The following is a 16,392-nucleotide window of genomic DNA, read 5'->3' as shown; positions in this document are numbered from 1 at the left end:
GCGGCCCCCGGGGTGATCCCCCGGGGGCCGCTTGCGTCCTACGCCTCGACCTGCTCCGGTGCCCGTCGGCGCCGCAACGCTGCCGGCACCCGGTCGATCACCACGAACAGCAGGGCCAGCAGGTAGAACGCGAGGGCGAAGAAGACGGCGCTCTGCGCCACGCCGCCGTAGCCCAGGTCGTTCACGTCCAGGAACGGGTACGGGTACTTGTCCACGATCAGCCCGCGGACCAGCGCGAACCCGAGGTAGAACAGCGGGAACGCGAGCCAGTACAGCGCGTAGCGCCACTTGAAGCGGCCGCGCTCGTCGAAGACCAGCCAGTCCAGCACCGCCAGCAGCGGCACGACCGTGTGCAGCAATTGGTTGGCGACCGCCTCGGCCGGGGTGCGGTGGACACCGAGCTGCGCGAAGCCGCTGGCCGGGTTGTCCAGCACGAGGTGGAACACCAGACCGGTGATGGTCACGTACAGGGTGACCGCGCCCTTGAGCGGGGCCGGTGTCGTCAGGTCGCCGCGCCACGACCGGCTGGCCGCCCAGGCCGCGAAGACGCCGTAGGCGATGCTGCTCTGGATGGTGAAATACGGCAGCAGTGACAGCACGGTCGAGTCGCCGGAGGCATCGAGGATCACGCCGACGAGCACGGCGGTCGCCGTGAGCAGGCGCATGGTGGTCGCAAGCCGCGGGTCGCGCAGATTCATGGCGGGAAAACTAGCCTTCCTGGCGCCGCACCGCAGCCCGGTGTGTTCAGGGCAACCACGACCGGCTCAGCCCCGTGCCCAGGCAATCGGCGGCAAGCACGACTCAACTTAGCCATCGTTCAGTCGAGTCGCATACCATGTGCGCCATGGACGCAGCCGACATCGCCGCCGGACGTGAGCGCTGGCAGCAGCGCTACGACTCCGCCCGCACCAGGGACGCCGACTTCACGACTCTCTCCGGGCTGGAGGTAGCCCCGGCCTACGGCCCGCCGGACGGCACCACGTACCCGGGCTTCGAGCGGATCGGCTGGCCGGGCGAGTACCCGTACACCCGGGGCTTGTACCCGACCGGCTACCGCGGGCGGACCTGGACGATCCGGCAGTTCGCCGGCTTCGGCAACGCCCGGCAGACCAACGAGCGGTACAAGATGATCCTCGCCGCCGGGGGCGGCGGGTTGTCGGTGGCGTTCGACATGCCCACGCTGATGGGGCGTGACTCCGACGACCCGCAGTCGCTCGGCGAGGTCGGCCACTGCGGCGTCGCGATCGACTCCGCCGCCGACATGGACGTGCTGTTCGACGGCATCAAGCTGCAGGACGTCACCACCAGCATGACCATCTCCGGCCCGGCCGTGCCGGTCTTCTGCATGTACCTGGTCGCCGCGGAGCGCCAGGGCGCCGACCTGAGCAAGCTCGACGGCACCCTGCAGACCGACATCTTCAAGGAGTACATCGCGCAGAAGGAGTGGCTGTTCGCCCCCGAGCCGCACCTGCGCCTCATCGGCGACCTGATGGAGTACTGCCACGCCGAGATCCCGAAGTACAAGCCGCTGTCGGTCTCCGGCTACCACATCCGCGAGGCTGGCTCGACCGCCGCGCAGGAGCTGGCGTACACCCTGGCGGACGGCTTCGGGTACGTGGAGCTGGGGCTCTCCCGCGGCCTGGACGTCAACACGTTCGCGCCCGGGCTGAGCTTCTTCTTCGACGCGCACATCGACTTCTTCGAGGAGATCGCCAAGTTCCGCGCCGCGCGCCGGATCTGGGCCCGCCGCCTGCGCGAGGTGTACGGCGCCACCAGCGAGAAGGCGCTGTGGCTGAAGTTCCACACGCAGACCGCCGGGGTGTCGCTGACCGCGCAGCAGCCGGTCAACAACGTCGTGCGTACCGCGGTCGAGGCGCTCGCCGCGGTGCTCGGCGGGACCAACTCGCTGCACACCAACGCGCTCGACGAGACCCTCGCGCTGCCCACCGACGAGTCCGCCGAGATCGCGCTGCGCACCCAGCAGGTGCTGATGGAGGAGACCGGGGTCACCAACGTCGCCGACCCGCTCGGCGGCTCGTGGTATCTGGAGGCGCTGACCGACCGGATCGAGGCCGAGGCCGAGGAGATCTTCGAGCGGATCCTGGCGCTCGACCCCCAGCCGCACCCGATCGGCCCGATGACCGCGGGCATCCTGCGCGGCATCGAGGACGGCTGGTTCACCGCGAACATCGCCGAGGCGGCGTTCGTCTACCAGCAGGCCCTGGAGAAGGGCGACAAGAAGATCGTCGGCGTCAACTGCCACACCGGCACGGTCACTAAGGACCTGGAGATCCTGCGGGTGTCCCACGAGGTCGAGCTGGCCCAGAAGCGCGACCTGACCGCTCGCCGCGACGACCGGGACGACGTACGGGTCAAGGAGGCCCTGGCCCGGATGGTCGCGGTGGCCCGGACCGACGAGAACATGATCCCCGCGATGCTGGACGCGGTCCGCGCCGAGGCGACGCTGGGCGAGATCTGCGACGCGCTGCGCGGGGAGTGGGGCGTCTACCGGGAGCCCGCGCGCTTCTGACGCCCTGCGGTGTTCAGTCCGGGCGGGGAGCGGCGCGGCCGCGACCCGTCCGGCACCGGCGTGCCGACCGGCCAGGCGACCGAGTCGGGGCAGGGCCACCGCAGCCCGCAGGTACATCGGGGAGGAATGAAGGGCAAAAGCCGCCAGCGGCGCATGTGTGCCATCACGGAGCCTTCCATGGGCAGGTGAGCGCAAGATTTGCACGGCCGGATTGCATATGCAATGCGCGTCACCGGTTCGGGTGCGCGGGATACCGCCTCCGGGGTGCAAACGGGAGACTGGCGGCTATGTCAACCCAGGTGAGCCCGACTGTCCGGCGTCGCCGCCTCGGTCTGGAACTCAAACGCCTCCGCGACGAGCAGCGGCTCAGCCGCGAGGAGGTGGCCGCGCACCTCGAGGTCTCCGTCTCGACCGTCAGCCGGATCGAGACCGGACGCGGTGGCCTGCGCCCCAAGGACCTGCGCCAACTCCTCGACCTGTACGGGGTGTCCGACGAGGCGACCCGCTCCGACCTGGAAGCGCTGGCCCGCGCCGGCAAGGTGCAGGGGTGGTGGACCCGGCACGCCGGTGAACTGCGTTCGGCGTACTCCACCTTCATCGGGCTGGAGGCCGAGGCGAGCTGGCTGCTCGACTTCGAGGCCATCACCGTGCCCGGCCTGCTGCAGACCGAGAGCTACGCGCGAGCGCTGCTCGCCTCGGCCCTGCCCGCCATGACCGACGACGCGATCGAGGCCCGGGTGCGGGTCCGGATCCAGCGGCAGCGGGCGCGACTCGACGGCGCCACCCCGGTCGACCTGTGGGCGATCATCGACGAGTCCGTGATCCGGCGCCAGGTCGGCGGTTCCCTGGTCATGCGCGAGCAGCTCAAGCACCTGGTCGAGATGGCCGGGCGGCCCAACGTCACCCTCCAGGTCCTGCCGTACGCGGCCGGGGCGCACCCCGGGGTCATCGGTTCCTTCGTCGTGCTGCGCTTCGTGCAGGATCCGGACGTTGCGTACATCGAGGGGGTAGCTGGGGATGTATATGCCGAAGGCACCGATGTGCAACGGTTTACGCTAGCGTTCGACGGGCTACGTGCGGCGGCGGCCTCACCCGGCGCCTCTCGGGACATGCTCGAGGCGGCGCTGGACGACCTCCGTTGACCCGAGGGAAAGGATGGGTGGCCATGCGGCGCCTTGACCAGAACTGGCGGACCTCGACCCGCAGCGGGACCGAGGGCAACTGCGTGGAGGTGCGCCTCGACGGTGAAACCATCGTCGTCCGCGACTCCAAGGATCGAAGCGGGCCGGTGCTCCGCTTCACCGACGCCGAATGGCGCGCCTTCCTCGCGGGCGCCCAGGACGGAGAATTCGACCTCCCGGGCTAGGACCCGTACCCGGACCTGACACCAGCCCCCGGCGCACCCGCCGGGGGCTTTTGTCCATCTCGGCCGGATCCGGCGGGGCGCCCGATTTCGCCCGCCTGGCGGCACGGCAATGCCGCTCATCAGCGTGCGAGACTAGGTAACCATGAGCGACCCACGCACCACCCCGTCGATCTTCACCCGCGGCGCGGTCGACCTCAGCGCGCTGCGCGGGCCGAGCCAGGCCCCGGCGCGCCCGGCCGGCCCGACGCCCGCCGCACCCGCGGACTCACCCACGCCCGCGGGCGTCCCCGGCGGTGGGCCGCTGGCCGGCTCCGAGGCGATCATCGATGTCACCGAGGCGAACTTCCAGTCCGTGCTCGAACGGTCGATGACCACCCCCGTCGTCCTCGACTTCTGGGCCGAGTGGTGCGAGCCCTGCAAGCAGCTCTCGCCCGTACTGGAGAAACTCGCCGCGGAGGGCGCCGGCAGCTGGCTGCTCGGCAAGGTGGACGTCGACGCGAATCCGCGGCTCGCCCAGGCGCTGCGGGTGCAGGGCATCCCGATGGTCGTCGCGGTGGTCGGTGGCCAGCTCGTCGAGGGCTTCACCGGGGTGCTGCCCGAGGCGCAGATCCGGCAGTACCTGGACGCCGTACTCAAGGCCGCCGGGATCTCCGTGACGCCGTCCGAGGATCCGCGCCTGGACGCCGCGGACGACGCCCTCATGATGGGCGACCTCGACGCGGCCGAGGCCGCATACAAGAAGATCCTCGCCGAATCCCCGCAGGACCGGGCCGCCGAGTCCGGCCTCGCCCAGGTGGACCTCTACCGCCGGGTGTCCGGGGTGGACGCTGCCGAGGCGCTGGCCAAGGCCGCCGCCGACCCCGACGACAGCGCGGCGCAGCGGCTGGCCGCCGACATCGAGGTGCTCAGCGGGCAGGCAGCCGAGGCGTACACGCGGCTGGTCGGGCTGGTCCGGCGCACCAGCGGGGACGAGCGCGACGAGGTACGGCGGCACCTGCTGTCGCTGTTCGCCGTGGCCGGTCCCGAGGACCCCGCGGTGGCCGGCGCGCGGCGTGCCCTCGCCAGCGCCCTGTTCTGACCGACACTTGCCTGACCGGCCATTCGCCTGATCCACTCTGGCTGACCCGCTCTGCTCGACCCACCCGGGGGCCCCATGCGCCGCATCGCCGTCCTCGACGCACCGTCCAATCTCGGTCTGCGCCCGCCGACCGGGACGTCGGTGCCGGGGTGCGCCAAGGCGCCCGGGGCCCTGCGGGACAAGGGCCTGATCCCCCGGCTCGGCGCCCGCGACGCGGGCTGTCTCACCGCGCCCCGGTACGACTGGGGCGAGTGGCGGCCCGGTGACGGCGTCTGCCACGCGGACGCGATCGCGGCGTACTCGCGGGCACTGGCCGACCGGATCGGGGCGATCCTCGACGCGGGCGAGTTCCCGGTGGTCCTCGGCGGTGACTGTTCCATCGTGCTCGGTTCCGGGCTGGCGATGCACCGGCTCGGCGAGGCGGTCGGGGGCCGGATCGGGCTCGTGTTCGTCGACGGGCACTCCGACTTCCGGCACCCCGGCAACGCCTCGTACGTGGGTGCCGCCGCCGGGGAGGACCTGGCGCTGGTCACCGGCCGGGGACAGACCGACCTCGCGGCGATCGAGGGGCGTCGGCCGTACTTCCGGGACATCGACGTGGTGGTCCTGGGCATTCGGGCCCAGGACGAGTACCGGCTCGACCTGCAGGCGGCCGGAATCGTCACCCGGCCCGTCCCGACGTTGCGGGTCGCGGGTGCGGCGCGGACCGCCCAGTGGGCCCGCGACCAGCTCGTCGACTGCGCCGGGTTCTGGGTGCACGTGGACGTGGACGTGCTCGATCCGGCCGTCATGCCGGCGGTGGACGCGCCGTCGCCGGGCGGCATCGCGTTCCCCGAGCTGGAGCTGCTGCTGGCCGGGCTGGTGGACACCCCGCACTGCCTCGGCGTGGAGATCACGGTCTTCGACCCGGACTACGACCCCGACGGGGCGTACGCCGAGGAGATCACCTCGACGCTGGTCGCCGGGCTGTCACCGGTACGGTCCTCCGGGCCGCGGCCGGACCTGATCGCAGCCCGCCGCGACCTGCTCGACCCGGTCCAGCAGAAGCCCGCAGGGCGCGAGCCGGAGGCGGTCGGCACGTCGGACTCCGCCGTGGACGGTACCCGGCCCGAGGACCCGCTGGCCGAGTCGCCGTCGGGTTCGTTCCCACCGGTCTCGTCGACGCCGGTCGACAGGGACGCCCTTCACGACGAGCCGGCCGTGGTCGAGGAGCCGGTCGTGCTCGACGAGGCGGCCGTGGTCGAGAAGCCGGTCGGGCTCGACGAGTTCGCCGTGGCCGGGGCGCCGGGCGTGGTCGGCGAGGGGATGGTGCTCGCGGGCGCGGTGGCTGACGTGGGGACCGCCGGGGAGGGGCCACACGGGGAGAACCCCGCGGATGTGCCCCCCAGCGGGGCATCCCGGGAACTGCCGCCCGGGGACGGGGACGCGGGGCGGGAGGTGGTCCGGCCGGTCAGCCGGCCGCTGGGGGCGACCCCGTTGCTCGACTCGGAGCCGCTGCCGGCCACCCGCCCCGGCACGCTGCGGCCACGACCCGCGGACGGTTTCACGCTCCCGGCTCAGCGCCCCGCGTTCGACAGCGGCCCCGACGAGGCCGACATCGCCTGACCGAGACCGTCACGGGGCGATCTTGGTGACTTCTGGTCTGTAGCTGGCCAGAAGTCACCAAGATCGTCGGTTTCGGTCCCGGTGCGACCCGCGGCCTGCGCCTACTTGTTCAAGGTGGTGAGGAAGCGGTTGACGATCGGGACCGCCGCCTCGGCGCCGGCACCGCCCTTCTGCACCATCACCGCGAACGCGATGTCGCCCTGCCAGCCCACGAACCAGGCGTGGGTGTCCTTCTGACCGTCGGCGAACTCGGCCGTGCCGGTCTTGCCGAACACCGGCTTGCCGGGAACGTTGCGCAGGCCGGTGCCCGTGCCGCCGGTGACCACCTCACGCATCATGTCGCGGACGGCGCCGACCGCGGTGGCGTCCAGGGCCGGGCCGTCGGCCGCGGGGTGCGCGGGCGCCGGGTCGGTGACCAGGTGGGGCTGGCGGAACTGGCCCCGGGCCACGGCGGCGGTCGCCCCGGCCATGGCCAGCGGGCTGACCACGGTCGTGCCCTGGCCGAACGCCGCGGCGGCCAGCTCGGTCGGGGTGGCGCCCGTGGAGACCTTGCCGGTGAACGCCTCGATCCCCATGTCCCACTGGGCGCCCACGCCGAGCTGGGCGGCGCTGCTGGCCAGGCCGTCGGCGCCCAGCTTCGGGGCGAGCCCGACGAACGCGGTGTTGCACGACTTGGCGAAGTCGGTGTGGAACGGGACCTTGCCGAGGACCTCGCCGGCCGCGTTGCGGAACTCCCGGCCGTCCACGGTCGCGGTCTTCGGGCACTCGACCGGGTCGTCGGCGGTGACCGCCTTCTTGGTGAGCAGGCCGAGGGCGGAGGCCATCTTCCAGGTGGATCCGGGCGGGACCTGGGCGGTGAACGCCGTGTTGACCCCGCCGCCGTCGGGGCCGTTGGCCACCGCCAGCACGTTGCCGTCGCTGATCCGTACGGCGACCAGCGCACTGGGCTTCGGCTCGGCTCCCACGGCGGCGTCCGCGGCCCGCTGGGTGTCGGTGTTCAAGGTCGTCTTGACCGGGGTGCCGGGCTGCGGCGGGGAGCTGAACAGCTGGGCGTCCTCGACGGTGTTGTCGTCCGGCGACTTGCGGGAGATCACCACGGAGGTGCCCGCGACGCCGCGCAGCACGCTGTCGTAGCGCTGCTGCAGCCCCCCGTGGCCGACCAGGTCACCGGCCGCCACGGTGTCCGGGTTCGCGACGAGGTCGTCCTTGGTCGCCGGGTCGACCGTGCCCAGCAGCGCGCGGGCGAACTGGCGGGTGGGCGCGAGCAGGCGTTCCTCCTCGCGGAACACCGTCCCGGCCAGCGGCCGTACGTCGTCGCGGATCTTGTTGTAGTCGGGCCGGCGCAGGGTGACCAGGTCGAGGAAGGCTCCCGGGTCGGCCTTGCCGACCCGGGCCTTCAGCTCCTTGAGGTCGACATCTACGTCGATCTTGTCGAACGCCTTCTGCAGGTCCGCCGTCAGCCCCGCCAGGTCTTTGATCTTCTCGGGGCTGACCCCGATCGTGACCACCTGCTGCGGGGCGACGATCGGCTGCCCGGCGCCGTCGAGGATGGCGGCCCGCTTGGCGGGCACCCGGCGCAGCGCCAGACGGTCGCCGGTGGTCAGCTCGCTCTGCACGATCGCCGGCTCCCACACGACGCGCCAGCCGTCGCTGTCCTGCTTGGTCATCCGCACCGTGCTCTGGTACGACCACGGGGTGCCGCCGGGCAGCGTCCAGTCGAGCTTGATCGTGCCCGCGGCGATGTCCCCGGTGACCTTGGGCTCTCCCTGGGCACTGAGCACCAGCGGCGAACGGGCCAGGTCGCCGGAGAGGGCCTGCAACTGATCCACGACCTCCGGGGCCTTGATCGTGCCGCCGTCGGCGCGGACGAATCCCACCTTGTCGAGACTGCCGGAGCGCCAGCCGGTCAGGAAGTCGGCCAGGGTGTCCTCGGGCCCGTCGGACGAGGAGCATCCCGCGGCGGCGCCGGCCAGCAGCAGCACGGCGGACACCGCCGCGGCCGTGCGGCGTTGCCGCAGGTCACGACCGCGGGCCGTGTGCCGGAAGCGGCGCATGGGATTCTCCCCTCCGAAGGTACGTTTCAGAAACTTAGGGAACGGTAGTCGGACTCGGGCGGTTCCGTGGACCCGTGACGGGTGAGATGTATCAAAACTGGTGCCGGAACGGCCCGTTCCCACCCGCGCGTTTTCGGCCCTCGCCGCCCACGCTCTAGGCTGGGGTCGAGACATCGAACCCACAGCGTCGTGGGTGAGGGGAGCGCCAGACCATGGCTGTCGCCGACGAGGCAGCGACCGAATCCGATCCCGAACTCGACTTCGCAGCGGGTCCCGGCTTAGCCCTGACGGGCCGGCTGGGCTCTTCCGGCGAGGACGCCGTACTGGACGAGCCCCTGCCGAACGGCGAGCGACTCGTCGCTCAGGCGGTGGCCCTGGCCGGTGACGACCATACGACGGCCGCCCTGGTCGACCGCTTCTGGCGCTTCGCGCCGGACGAGGAGCTGGTCGGGTACACCCCCAAGGAGATGTACGCCGCCGCGCTCGCGCACCGCGACCTCGCCGCCGACCGCCTGCCGGGAGAGCTGAAGCTCGCGATCCACGCTCCGGACAACATTCAGTGTCACACGGTGCTGCAGATTGTCACGGACGACATGCCGTTCCTGGTCGACTCCGTGATCGCCCTGCTCAACGCCCATCAGCTCCAGGTCCACCTGCTGGTGCACCCGTTGATCGTGGTGCGCCGCCAGCCGCTGGGCGCGCTGGCCCAGGTGGAGGCGGACGTCGAGCCCGACGACGCGATCGACGGCGACCTGGTGGAGAGCTGGATCCGGATCGAGCTGGACCCGGTCCGTGACGCGGCCGCCCGCGCTCAGCTGCACAACGAGGTCCGCCGGATCCTGACCGACGTGCGCGACGCCGTGGACGACTGGGCCCGGATGCGTCAGCGCGCCCTGGTGATCTCCGACGAGCTGGCCTCCGCCCGCGGCTCGGACACCAAGCTGCCCGTGCCGGACAAGGACGTCACGGACGCGATCGAGCTGCTCAAGTGGCTGGCCCACGACCACTTCACATTCCTCGGCTACCGGGAGTACCGGCTGGACGGGGACCTGCTGGTGGCGGTGCCGGGCAGCGGGCTGGGCATCCTGCGCGGCGACCAGAACACCCCGCGCAAGCTGTCCTCGATGACCCCGGAGGCGTACCAGCGGGCGCTGGAGAAGCGCCTGTTGATCATCACGAAGGCGAACTCGCGGGCGACCGTGCACCGCTCCGCGTACCTGGACTATGTCGGGATCAAGGTCTTCGACGCGGCCGGTCAGGTGGTCGGCGAGCGCCGCTTCCTGGGGCTGTTCTCCTCCTCGGCGTACCGCACCAGCGTGCGGGAGCTGCCGGTGGTGCGCCGCAAGGTGATGGAGGTGCTGGACCGCTCCGGCCTGTCGCCGCGCGGGCACTCCGGCAAGGACCTCATGCAGATTCTGGAGACGTACCCACGCGACGAGCTGTTCCAGATCAAGACCGATGATCTGTACGAGGCGGTCATCGGCGTGCTGCGCATGGCCGGGCGCCGCCAGCTGCGGCTGTTCCTGCGCCGCGACGGGTACGGCCGGTTCATCTCCTGCCTGATCTACCTGCCCCGGGACCGGTTCACCACCCACAACCGGCTGCGCATGCAGGAGATCCTGCTGCGCGAGCTGAACGGCATCGGGGTCGACTACACGACCCGGGTGACCGAGCGGATGCTGGCCCGGATCCACTTCATCGTGCGTACCGACCCGGCCGACCCGCCGGGCAAGGTCGACCCGAACGCGCTGGCCGAGATCCTCGCCGACGCGACCCGGATGTGGGACGACGACTTCTCCCTGGTGCTGGACCGCAAGCTGGGCGAGGAGCCGTCCCGGGAGCTGTTCGCCCGCTACGCCCCCGCCTTCCCGGACGGCTACAAGGACGACCACACGCCGTACGAGGCGGTGCAGGACATCGCCAAGCTGGAGCTGCTGGAGGAGCGCGGCCAGCTGGAGATGCACCTGTACCGCAAACCGCACATCGGCGTCGCCGGGTCCGGCGAGAACGACGTCCGGTTCAAGGTCTACCGGTACGGCGAGCCGATGATGCTCTCCGCCGTGCTCCCGGTGCTGCACTCGCTGGGCGTCCGGGTGGTCGACGAGCGCCCGTACGAGGTGCGCCGCGGCGACGGCACGATCTACGTGTACGACTTCGGCCTGCGCCCGCCCGAGGGCCACCGCGAGCTGAACGAGGTCCGCCCGCAGGTGGAGAACGCGTTCGCGGCGGCGTGGCGCGGCGAGGTGGAGGTCGACGGCTTCAACGAGCTGGTCCTGCGGGCGGGGCTGACCTGGCGCCAGGTCGTCGTGCTCCGGGCGTACGCCAAGTACCAGCGGCAGGCGGGCGCGCACTTCTCCCAGCGCTACGTCGAGTCGACGTTCATCACGTACCCGGAGATCGCCCGGCTGCTGGTGGAGCTGTTCGACACCCGGTTCTCGCCGCGGCTGGAGGTGGGCGAGCAGGAGCGGGACCGGCGGGCCGGTGAGCTGGTCGAGCGGATCATGGAGCTGCTGGACGGGGTGGAGAGCCTCGACCAGGACCGGATCCTGCGCTCGTACCTGACGTTGATCTCCGCGACGCTGCGGACCAGCTTCTTCCAGCGTCGCGCGGACGGCCGCCCCAAGTCGTACGTGGCCTTCAAGCTGGACCCGCAGGCCATCCCGGAGCTGCCCGCGCCGCGCCCGAAGTACGAGATCTTCGTGTACTCGCCGCGCTTCGAGGGGGTGCATCTGCGCTTCGGGGCGGTGGCCCGCGGCGGGCTGCGCTGGTCGGACCGGCGCGAGGACTTCCGCACCGAGATCCTGGGCCTGGTCAAGGCGCAGATGGTGAAGAACGCCGTGATCGTGCCGGTGGGCGCGAAGGGCGGCTTCGTGCTGAAGCAGAAGGCGGGAGACCGGGACGAGGCCGTGGCCTGTTACCGGATGTTCATCACCGCGCTGCTGGACGTCACGGACAACATCCACAGCGGCAAGATCGTCCCGCCGCGCGACGTGGTGCGCCACGACGCGGACGACCCGTATCTGGTGGTGGCGGCCGACAAGGGGACGGCGACGTTCTCCGACATCGCCAACGAGATCTCGGTGAGCAAGGACTTCTGGCTCGGCGACGCGTTCGCCTCCGGTGGCTCGGCGGGCTACGACCACAAGAAGATGGGCATCACCGCGCGCGGCGCGTGGGAGTCGGTCAAGCGGCACTTCCGGGACATGGGCGTCGACTGCCAGTCGCAGGACTTCACCGTGGTCGGGGTCGGCGACATGTCCGGCGACGTGTTCGGCAACGGGATGCTGCTGTCGGAGCACATCCGGCTGGTGGCCGCGTTCGACCACCGGCACATCTTCCTGGACCCGGACCCGGTCGCCGCGACCTCGTACGCGGAACGGCGCCGGCTGTTCGATCTGCCCCGTTCGTCGTGGGCGGACTACGACACGTCGCTGATCAGCGAGGGTGGGGGTGTGTTCCCGCGCAGCGCCAAGTCGATCCCGGTGTCCCCGCAGGTGCGGGCCGCGCTGGGGCTGGCGGACGGGGTCACCGCGGTGAGCCCGGTCGAGCTGATGCGGGCCATCCTGGGCGCCCCGGTGGATCTGCTGTGGAACGGCGGCATCGGCACGTACGTGAAGGCGTCGACGGAGTCGCACGCCGACGTGGGTGACAAGGCCAACGACGCGATCCGGCTCAACGGCAAGGACCTGCGGGCCAAGGTCGTCGGCGAGGGCGGCAACCTGGGCCTGACCCAGCGCGGCCGGATCGAGTTCGCTCGGTCCGGCGGGGCGTCCGAGGACGGTGAGGTCCGCAGCGGCGGACGCATCTTCACCGACTTCATCGACAACTCGGCCGGAGTGGACTGCTCGGACCACGAGGTCAACATCAAGATCCTGCTGGGCGGCATGGTCACCGACGGCGAGCTGTCCGTGCAGGACCGCGACGAGTTGCTGGCGGCGATGACCGACGAGGTCGCGGCGCTGGTGCTGCGCACCAACTACGAGCAGGCGACCGCGCTGGGCAACGCCGGCTCGCAGGCCCACTCGCTGCTGCCGGTGCACCGCCGGATGCTCAAGGAGCTGGAGCAGTCCGGCCAGCTCGACCGGGAGCTGGAGGCCCTGCCGACGGACAAGGCCCTGGCCGCCCGGTACGAGACCGGCGAGGGCCTGAGCGCGCCGGAGTTCGCGGTGCTGCTGGCGTACGTGAAGATGACGCTGGAGCGCGAGGTCCTCGCGGACGTCATCGTCGACGAGCCGTGGACCACCGACGTGCTGACCCGGTACTTTCCGACCCCGCTGCGCGAGCGGTGTTCCGGCCGGATGGCCGGGCACCGGCTGCGCCGCGAGATCATCACGACCTCCCTGGTCAACGAGGTGGTCAACCGGGGCGGGACGTCGTTCGTCTTCCGGGCGATGGAGGAGAGCGGCGCGTCCGCGGCGGACGTCATCCGGGCGTACGTGGTGGTGCGCGACGTCTTCGGCCTGCAGGACGTGTGGCGCGCGGCCGAGTTGCTGGACAACAAGGCGCCGACCAGCGCGCAGATCCGGGTGTTCCTGGAGACCCGCCGGTTGATGGACCGGGCGGTGCGCTGGCTGGTCAGCACCCGGCGTTCGCCGATCGACGTGGCGGGCGAGACCGCCCGGCTGCGTCCCGGGGTGAGCGAGCTGTTGCCGCAGATGTCCCACCTGCTGGTGGGCACGGAGCGGCTGGCCATGGCCGAGCACGTCGACGAGATCGTGGCTGCCGGGGTGCCGCAGTCACTGGCCGAGGCGACCACCCGGGTCGCCTACGGCTTCGGGCTGCTGGACGTGCTGGAGACCGCGTCGCAGACGGGGCGCCCCGCGGCGGAGGTGGCGTCGGTCTACTTCGAGATGTCCGAGCGGTTCCAGATCGACGTGCTGCTGTCGCGCATCTCCGAGCTGCCGCGCAACGACCGCTGGCAGACCCTGGCCCGGATGGCCCTGCGCTACGACCTGTACGCGGCGCTGGCGGCGCTCACCGCCGAGGTGTTGCAGTCGACCGAGGTGGAGCTGCCGCCCGCGGACCGTATCTCGGAGTGGGCCCAGGTCAACGCGGCGTCGATCGCCCGTGCGGGCAACGCCATCGGCAACGTGGACGACACCCCCGGGGATCTGGCGGCGCTGTCCGTGCTGCTGCGTCAGATCCGCACCCTGGTACGGACCTCGGCGGCCTCCGGCTGACCGGCCCGACCGCACGACCCGACGCCCCGCCGCTGCCCAGCGGCGGGGCGTCGGCTTTTCCGGACGTGCGCGTGCCGCCCGGCGGTCCGAGCCCGGACGTGAGCGGCCCGCCTGGTGGCCCCGGCCCGGTCCTGGGTGGGAAGCAGGCCCGGGCCGGTGCGGCCTGTGCGGGTACCCCCAAGGGGTATAGAGTGGGGGGCGTGACGCGGCAGATCGAGCTTGAGATCGGCGGGATGACCTGCGCGGCCTGCGCCAACCGGATCGAGAAGAAGCTCAACCGGCTCGACGGCGTGACCGCCACGGTCAACTACGCCACGGAGAAGGCGCGGGCCACCGTGCCGCCCGGGATCACGCCCGAGGACCTCATCGCGGTGGTCGAGAAGACCGGGTACACCGCCGCGCTGCCGGCCGCCCCGCAGCAGCCCGCGGCCCGGGCGGCGGACCCGCTGCGGACCCGGCTGATCATCTCGGCGGTGCTGACCGCGCCGGTCGTCGTGCTGGCCATGGTCCCGGCGTGGCAGTTCACGTACTGGCAGTGGCTGTCGCTGGCCCTGGCCGCCCCGGTCGTCGCGTACGGGGGGTGGCCGTTCCACCGGTCGGCGTTCGTCAACCTGCGGCACGGCACCGCCAGCATGGACACCCTGGTCAGCCTGGGCACCCTGGCGGCGTTCGGCTGGTCGGTGTGGGCGCTGTTCTTCGGCGATGCGGGGATGCCCGGCATGACGCACCCGTTCTCGCTGCGCGCGGGCGGCGGCGAGGACGCCATCTACCTGGAGGCGGCGGCCGGGGTCACCACGTTCCTGCTGGCCGGGCGCTACCTGGAGGCCCGGGCCAAGCGGCGGGCCGGTGACGCCCTGCGCGCGCTGCTGGAGCTGGGCGCCAAGCGGGTCACGGTGCTGCGCGACGGCGCCGAACGCGAGATCCCGGCCGAGCAGCTGGCGGTCGGCGACGAGTTCGTGGTCCGGCCGGGGGAGAAGATCGCCACCGACGGGGTGGTGGTGGACGGGGCATCCGCGCTGGACCTGAGCATGCTCACGGGCGAGTCCGTCCCCGTCGAGGTCCGTGCGGGTGACCCGGTCACCGGGGCCACCGTGAACGCGGGCGGCCGCCTCGTCGTGCGGGCCACCCGGGTCGGGGCGGACACCCAGCTGGCCCAGATGGCCCGCCTCGTCGAGCAGGCGCAGGACGGCAAGGCGGCGGTGCAGCGGCTGGCCGACCGCATCTCCGCGGTGTTCGTGCCGGTGGTGATCACGCTGGCGGTGGCCACGCTCGGCTTCTGGCTGGGCGCCGGGGCCGAGACCACCGCCGCGTTCACCGCGGCGGTCGCCGTACTGATCATCGCCTGCCCGTGTGCCCTCGGCCTGGCCACCCCGACGGCGCTGCTGGTCGGCACGGGCCGGGGGGCCCAGCTGGGCATCCTGGTCCGCGGCGTGGAGGCGCTGGAGTCCGCGCGGCGCATCGACACGATCGTGCTGGACAAGACCGGCACCGTGACCACGGGCCGGATGGAGGTCGTGGACGTTGCGCCCGCCCCCGGCCACGATCGCGCGGAACTGCTGCGCCTGGCCGGGGCGGTGGAGGCGGCTTCGGAGCATCCCCTGGGCCGGGCGATCGCCCGGGCGGCCGCCGCCGAGTGCGGGCCGTTGCCCGCGATCACCGACTTCCGGGCCTCGGCCGGGGTCGGGGTGCGCGCCAGGGTCGGCGACGTCGAGGTCCAGATCGGACGCGACGACGACACCGGCCACGGCCCGGCCGAGGACACGGCCCGGACCTGGGTCACGGTCCGCGCGGACGGTGCGGTGCTCGGGCGGCTGGGCCTTGCCGATCGGGTACGCCCGAGCAGCGCGGCCGCCGTCGCGCGGTTGCGCGGGCTGGGTCTGACCCCGATCCTGCTCACCGGGGACGCGCCCGCGGTGGCTCAGGCGGTGGCCGCCGAGGTCGGCATCGACGAGGTGGTGGCCGGGGTGCTGCCCGAGGGCAAGCTCGACGCGGTGCGGCGGTTGCAGCGCGACGGCCGGACCGTGGCGATGGTGGGCGACGGGGTGAACGACGCGGCCGCGCTGGCCGGTGCCGACCTGGGGATCGCCATGGGTGCCGGTGCGGACGTGGCGATCGAGGCGTCCGACCTGACCCTGATGCGCGACGACCTGTCCGCGGCCGTGGACGCCGTGCGGCTGTCGCGGCGGACCCTCGGGGTGATCCACGGCAATCTGTTCTGGGCGTTCGCGTACAACGTGGCGGCGTTGCCGCTGGCGGCGGCCGGGCTGCTCAATCCGATGATCGCGGGGGCGGCGATGGCGTTGAGCTCGATCTTCGTCGTGCTGAACAGCCTGCGGCTGCGCCGCTTCCAGCCGGACTGACGGGTAGACGGGGTGAGCCGGGCGCTGGCGACGGCTGCTCCCGAAGCCGCCGGGCGCCCGGCTCACTGTCTGTGCCGCGGGGAGCCAGGATGGTCCCGTATCCCATCTTCCCGCGGCGTTCCCCAGATCCACCTACCAGATGTAACGGTAGGTGGTGATTGCCCTTTGTCGGAAGCGCTCCGTACATGAACTGGCCGTTCGGCTGGCGGCTCCTGGGCT

At 72.0% G+C, this 16,392-nt stretch carries 8 protein-coding genes and 1 pseudogene; 7 read left to right on the top strand and 2 right to left on the bottom strand.

Annotated elements, in window-relative coordinates:
• Positions 1-38: 38 nt before the first annotated feature.
• Positions 39-698, bottom strand: a complete 660-nt coding sequence (locus ACMCNO_RS29175; RefSeq protein ID WP_412752641.1) for a Pr6Pr family membrane protein — start codon at positions 696-698, stop codon at positions 39-41.
• A 146-nt stretch (positions 699-844) separates the two neighbouring features.
• Here ACMCNO_RS29175 and ACMCNO_RS29170 point away from each other — a divergent pair, with 146 nt between their 5' ends.
• The 5 genes and pseudogenes from ACMCNO_RS29170 to ACMCNO_RS29150 all read left to right on the top strand — a co-directional run.
• Positions 845-2,530: a methylmalonyl-CoA mutase gene (locus ACMCNO_RS29170; RefSeq protein ID WP_412752640.1), complete on the top strand. Its 1,686-nt coding sequence runs from the start codon at positions 845-847 to the stop codon at positions 2,528-2,530.
• Positions 2,531-2,817: 287 nt separating this feature from the next.
• Positions 2,818-3,672, top strand: coding sequence for a helix-turn-helix domain-containing protein (locus tag ACMCNO_RS29165; protein ID WP_412752639.1), 855 nt, complete (start codon positions 2,818-2,820; stop codon positions 3,670-3,672).
• 23 nt (positions 3,673-3,695) lie between these two features.
• A complete protein-coding gene (locus ACMCNO_RS29160; RefSeq protein WP_412752638.1) occupies positions 3,696-3,896 on the top strand; it encodes a DUF397 domain-containing protein in 201 nt (66 codons plus the stop codon).
• Between the two features lie 142 nt (positions 3,897-4,038).
• Complete coding sequence (locus ACMCNO_RS29155; protein ID WP_412752637.1) at positions 4,039-4,974, top strand: tetratricopeptide repeat protein; 936 nt, start codon at positions 4,039-4,041, stop codon at positions 4,972-4,974.
• 75 nt (positions 4,975-5,049) lie between these two features.
• Positions 5,050-5,959 (top strand): annotated as a pseudogene (locus ACMCNO_RS29150) (arginase family protein); the annotation flags it as partial.
• 721 nt (positions 5,960-6,680) lie between these two features.
• Here ACMCNO_RS29150 and ACMCNO_RS29145 read toward each other — a convergent pair.
• Complete coding sequence (locus ACMCNO_RS29145; protein ID WP_412752636.1) at positions 6,681-8,633, bottom strand: penicillin-binding transpeptidase domain-containing protein; 1,953 nt, start codon at positions 8,631-8,633, stop codon at positions 6,681-6,683.
• 212 nt (positions 8,634-8,845) lie between these two features.
• Here ACMCNO_RS29145 and ACMCNO_RS29140 point away from each other — a divergent pair, with 212 nt between their 5' ends.
• Both ACMCNO_RS29140 and ACMCNO_RS29135 read left to right on the top strand, forming a co-directional pair.
• Entirely contained in the window at positions 8,846-13,813 is a 4,968-nt protein-coding gene (locus ACMCNO_RS29140; RefSeq protein ID WP_412752635.1) for an NAD-glutamate dehydrogenase, read from the top strand.
• A 233-nt stretch (positions 13,814-14,046) separates the two neighbouring features.
• Positions 14,047-16,173: a heavy metal translocating P-type ATPase gene (locus ACMCNO_RS29135; RefSeq protein ID WP_412753846.1), complete on the top strand. Its 2,127-nt coding sequence runs from the start codon at positions 14,047-14,049 to the stop codon at positions 16,171-16,173.
• Positions 16,174-16,392: the final 219 nt, after the last annotated feature.

This window comes from Krasilnikovia sp. M28-CT-15 (assembly GCF_047159595.1).
Taxonomy (GTDB): domain Bacteria; phylum Actinomycetota; class Actinomycetes; order Mycobacteriales; family Micromonosporaceae; genus Actinoplanes.
This window is presented reverse-complemented; position numbering and strand designations above follow the sequence as displayed.

What these genes read in the sequence shown, in the direction of transcription:
- ACMCNO_RS29175 (WP_412752641.1), bottom strand. Translation starts at nt 698, where the DNA reads ATGAATCTGCGCGACCCGCGGCTTGCGACCACCATGCGCCTGCTCACG.
- ACMCNO_RS29170 (WP_412752640.1), top strand. Translation starts at nt 845, where the DNA reads ATGGACGCAGCCGACATCGCCGCCGGACGTGAGCGCTGGCAGCAGCGC.
- ACMCNO_RS29165 (WP_412752639.1), top strand. Translation starts at nt 2,818, where the DNA reads ATGTCAACCCAGGTGAGCCCGACTGTCCGGCGTCGCCGCCTCGGTCTG.
- ACMCNO_RS29160 (WP_412752638.1), top strand. Translation starts at nt 3,696, where the DNA reads ATGCGGCGCCTTGACCAGAACTGGCGGACCTCGACCCGCAGCGGGACC.
- ACMCNO_RS29155 (WP_412752637.1), top strand. Translation starts at nt 4,039, where the DNA reads ATGAGCGACCCACGCACCACCCCGTCGATCTTCACCCGCGGCGCGGTC.
- ACMCNO_RS29145 (WP_412752636.1), bottom strand. Translation starts at nt 8,633, where the DNA reads ATGCGCCGCTTCCGGCACACGGCCCGCGGTCGTGACCTGCGGCAACGC.
- ACMCNO_RS29140 (WP_412752635.1), top strand. Translation starts at nt 8,846, where the DNA reads ATGGCTGTCGCCGACGAGGCAGCGACCGAATCCGATCCCGAACTCGAC.
- ACMCNO_RS29135 (WP_412753846.1), top strand. Translation starts at nt 14,047, where the DNA reads ATGACCTGCGCGGCCTGCGCCAACCGGATCGAGAAGAAGCTCAACCGG.